Origin of the sequence: Bathymodiolus azoricus thioautotrophic gill symbiont (genome assembly GCF_001298715.1) — a bacterium.
Taxonomy (GTDB): domain Bacteria; phylum Pseudomonadota; class Gammaproteobacteria; order PS1; family Pseudothioglobaceae; genus Thiodubiliella.
The window spans coordinates 1-3,903 of the sequence record NZ_CDSC02000138.1; the positions used below are offsets into that span (position 1 = coordinate 1).

6 protein-coding genes are annotated in these 3,903 nt (G+C 37.3%); all 6 read right to left on the reverse strand.

What is annotated here, in order from left to right; genetic code table 11:
• From BAZSYMA_RS02700 to rpsT, 6 genes are read right to left on the reverse strand one after another with little or no spacing between them, the layout of a single operon-like run.
• On the reverse strand, positions 1 to 291 hold the full coding sequence (locus BAZSYMA_RS02700) for an FtsB family cell division protein (protein WP_090715377.1): 291 nt from the start codon (positions 289 to 291) through the stop codon (positions 1 to 3).
• 2 nt (positions 292 to 293) lie between these two features.
• The gene (locus tag BAZSYMA_RS02705) at positions 294 to 698 is read right to left on the reverse strand and encodes an RDD family protein (protein ID WP_090715379.1); all 405 of its coding nucleotides are present in this window, start codon (positions 696 to 698) and stop codon (positions 294 to 296) included.
• A 2-nt stretch (positions 699 to 700) separates the two neighbouring features.
• Positions 701 to 1,516: a peptidoglycan DD-metalloendopeptidase family protein gene (locus tag BAZSYMA_RS02710; protein ID WP_237731605.1), complete on the reverse strand. Its 816-nt coding sequence runs from the start codon at positions 1,514 to 1,516 to the stop codon at positions 701 to 703.
• On the reverse strand, positions 1,503 to 2,933 hold the full coding sequence (gene xseA, locus BAZSYMA_RS02715) for an exodeoxyribonuclease VII large subunit (protein WP_090715383.1): 1,431 nt from the start codon (positions 2,931 to 2,933) through the stop codon (positions 1,503 to 1,505). Before xseA ends, BAZSYMA_RS02710 begins: the two co-directional genes overlap by 14 nt.
• A 14-nt stretch (positions 2,934 to 2,947) precedes the next feature.
• Complete coding sequence (locus tag BAZSYMA_RS02720; protein ID WP_090715385.1) at positions 2,948 to 3,436, reverse strand: Smr/MutS family protein; 489 nt, start codon at positions 3,434 to 3,436, stop codon at positions 2,948 to 2,950.
• A gap of 51 nt (positions 3,437 to 3,487) precedes the next feature.
• Complete coding sequence (gene rpsT, locus BAZSYMA_RS02725; protein ID WP_090715387.1) at positions 3,488 to 3,748, reverse strand: 30S ribosomal protein S20; 261 nt, start codon at positions 3,746 to 3,748, stop codon at positions 3,488 to 3,490.
• Positions 3,749 to 3,903 lie beyond the last annotated feature (155 nt).

The following is a 3,903-nucleotide window of genomic DNA, read 5'->3' on the forward strand; positions in this document are numbered from 1 at the left end:
TTATTCATTAACTTGATAATAGCGTTCACCTTTTTTAATCAGACCAAAGCGATAGCGTGCTTGAGATTCTAATATTTCCCTGTCTGTTGCATTTACCGCTTTTAATTCAATATTTTTTATTTTATTTTTCTGTTTTATGTGTTGATTGTTGCGCACCTCTTTGTCAATAATACTTTGTTTTTCCATTAATGAAAATGGAAATTGATTAATAAAGAAGTTTTGATAAAGCAAGACTGTTAGCATAAAAACAAGAATAAAGCTTAGCCAGTATCGAGAAATAAAACTTTGCACGATTAATTTTTAGTTAACTGTGTGTTTGAAAATTTATCATTCAGAGCGAGATTGTCGCTATTAAATAATTGATAAATAAAACCAAGCCCAAGGGTTGCAAATAACATAATAGATAAAATAAAGCGAATAAATGCCTGCTTATGCGTGATGCGCTCGCCATTGTTTTGTTGTATGTGAAACTTCCAAGCTTTCATACCTAAAGTTTGCCCGCCTTTAACCCACGACCAAGCAAAGTAAAAATAATAGGTTGATAAAACCACGAAAAATATCAAAATATCGGTTTGCACTTGTTTTTTAAAAAATATGATAAGAATAACGCCAATAATAAAAAATGCCAATGAAAATGCTAAAAAACTATCGTAAGCAATAGCACCTAATCTGCGCAGTAAAGAGACATTTGATTTCATGATTACTTGCCCATCAAAAGGTTTGGGTCAACAGCAGTGCGATTAAGATAGACACCCCAATGCAGGTGTGGACCAGTGGCGCGACCAGTCTGTCCAACCGTGCCAATAATCTCACCTTGTTTGAGCGATTGACCTTGTTTGACCAAATGTTTATTAAGGTGAATATATACGCTAACTAACCCTTGTCCGTGGTCTAAGAATATCGCATTGCCGTTAAAAAAATAATTGCCCACTAAAAGTACTTTGCCATTAGCAGGTGCTTTAACCGCTGTGTCAGTGTTGCCTGCATAATCTAGTCCAGTATGGGGTCTGCGTGCTTGTCCGTTATAAAAGCGTTTGAGCCCAAATGCGCCCGTGGTAACCCCATCAACAGGGCGAGTGAAGGCACCATCAGATAAGGACTGAGTAGAAAAAGTCATTCTTGGCTTTGACAATGCTAAGCGCTCTTTTTTGATGCGTTGCATATGTGTATCTGTTGGATTAACATATTTTTTCTTTTTGCCTTTTAGGGTGATGTGCTGTTCTTCGTAAGCATGTTCTTTAATCTCAAATTCAAAAATGTGACTGGAAAAATCTTTTACAGTAATGGATTTTTTACCCAATTTTTCCATCAATGGAATGCCGAGTAATGCTTGCCAATGGTCGTCTTTAATGTGTTGTATATACAGGGGTACTGTACGGTAAAACGCCTTTGGATTGCTATGGTTAGTTTTAAAATCAATCACTGCAATGCCACCAGGAACTGGCGTATTTTTAATGGGAATACTTGCCCATACAATGCTGGGGAGGAGAAGCAATAAGAGACTAATTTTTTTCAATTTTTTCAACCTTGGAATAAATTTTACCATCACTTAATCGCGTGGTTATTAATGCACCTATTTTAACCTCAGTGGTAGTGTTTAACACCCGATTATCTTTAAGCGTAGAAATACTATAACCACGAGAAAGCGTATTGAGTGGCGAGAGATGATTAAGTCCTGTGATATGCATAGAGAGTTTATTTTGTTGTTGTTCGAGGCTGCTACGCATTGATTTTTCTAGATTTTGCATTAGCTTTGATAGGTTTAAATTCTGCTCGGTAATGGTGCGTTTAATACTGTTGCGTAATTGTGTTTTTGCCAACTGATTAAGTTCTTTTTTGTGTGTGATATCGGTATTTGGCGAGTGTTGTTTCAGCTGCTCAAATAGGGTGTTAAGTTTACTTTGGTTTAGGTTGAGTGTTGTTTTTGCATAATAATTTAAATTTGAATGTAGCACATCTAGCCTTTGTGAAAACACATTTAATTGTTGATTGGGTTTTGGTATTTTTGAGTTTAATTGCTCTAATTGGTGTTGATAATTAGCCAAATATTGTTGCATTTGCTGTAATAAATTGGCGTGCAGTCTGCTAAGTTTGGTTAATAACTCTAACTTATCAGGTGTTGCCATCATTGCAGCGGCGCTTGGCGTTGGTGCGCGTTTGTCTGCGACAAAATCGGCAATAGTGGTGTCAGTTTCGTGACCAATAGCGCTGATAATTGGAGTGGTAGTCGCAAATATGACCTTGGCTAACACTTCTTCATTAAACGCCCATAGGTCTTCTAATGAGCCACCACCACGCGCTAAAATTAAAACATCACAGCGCTCAGATTTGTCGGCGGCATAAAGTGCTTGTGCTAGTTTTTCTGCTGATCCTTCGCCTTGTACAACACAGTCAAATAGTAATATTTCAGCAAACGGATAGCGCTTATTGAGTACTTTAATAATGTCTTGAATCACCGCACCATTTGATGAAGAAATCACACCAATAGCATCAACTTTTGCTGGCAGAGGTTTTTTATGTTTTGCATCAAACAAGCCTTTGTCACGCAACTTGGCTTTTAATTGTTCAAAAGCGGCTTGCAGGTTCCCTACACCTACAGGCTCAATATGACGAACAATCAGTTGAAAATCACCACGCGCTTCATATAATGTTGGCGCAGCATGGAGCAAAATCTCCATGCCATTTTCTGGGTTGAATTTAATATTGCGTTGATTTAGGCGAAATAAAGCGCAACGAACTTGCCCTCGTTCGTCCTTTAAAGAGAAATACCAATGCCCTGAAGCGGGGCGAGATAAATTTGAAATTTCACCTTTGAGCCAACAAGTCGGGATATTGTTTTCAATCGTTGAATGACACAATGATAAGAAACCCGACACTGAATAGATTTCATCGAGATTAAATGCATTATGTGTATCGAAATCAAATTGTGGCATTATTCACTTACACCTTATTGCTTTAATAATGCGAATATTGCACCTGTGCCACCATCTTTAGGTGGGCAAGAATGAAACGCCAATACTTGCGGATGCTGTTTTAAAAAATTCACCACTTGGGTTTTTAGCACACTCATTTTGTTGTCAGAGCGATAGCCTTTGCCATGAATGATGCGCACAAATTGCTCAAATTGCTCACGATAGATAAATTCTGAGAGAGCTTCACAAGTCTGTTTTATCGTATATCCATGTAAATCTAGTTCTGATATATTATCAATATGACCGCGCTTCATTTTGTTAATCATTTTCCCTGATATACCACTCTTTGCATAACTCACCACTTCCTCGCCAGCAATCGTGCCATCAATAACATAACTATATTCTGTAAATGGTGGTTTTCTTTTGAGTTTGCGTATACGACTAACGCCATCCTTGTCCACTGGTGCTTGAGTATTAACAGTATCTCTGAATAATAAAATGTCTTCTTTGTTAATTTTATTCATACATAAAAAAACCCTCAATTGAGGGTTTTATTATAAGCAATATAATGAAATTTATAGCGCTTTAATCTGTGCGTTAAGGCGAGATTTTTTCCTAGCTACTTGGTTCTTGTGCATTAAGCCTTTGCTAACTGCTTGGTCAAGCTCTTTTTGCATTTTAGCGTAGCCACCTTGTGCTTCTTTTTTATTGCCAGCCTCTAAAGCATAAGCAACCTTCTTAACGAAAGTGCGAACTCTAGCGCGAATTTGAGAATTGTGTTTATTGCGTTTAACTGCTTGTCTTGCGCGTTTTTTAGAACCTGCTGAATTGGCCATTGTATAAAAAGTTGTCAATTAATAAAAAGGCGTAATTATACCTTAATCTAAACATGGAGGCTACAAAAATAGCACTAAAAATTCATAGTGTTTATCAGAGGCCTTCGCATAAATAGAAATAATCACCAGAAACCTACTTTTCACCCACTTGGCGA

Excerpts from the sequence above, each read along its gene's own strand:
- BAZSYMA_RS02705 (WP_090715379.1), bottom strand. The coding sequence starts at position 698 with ATGAAATCAAATGTCTCTTTACTGCGCAGATTAGGTGCTATTGCTTAC.
- xseA (WP_090715383.1), bottom strand. The coding sequence starts at position 2,933 with ATGCCACAATTTGATTTCGATACACATAATGCATTTAATCTCGATGAA.
- BAZSYMA_RS02720 (WP_090715385.1), bottom strand. The coding sequence starts at position 3,436 with ATGAATAAAATTAACAAAGAAGACATTTTATTATTCAGAGATACTGTT.
- rpsT (WP_090715387.1), bottom strand. The coding sequence starts at position 3,748 with ATGGCCAATTCAGCAGGTTCTAAAAAACGCGCAAGACAAGCAGTTAAA.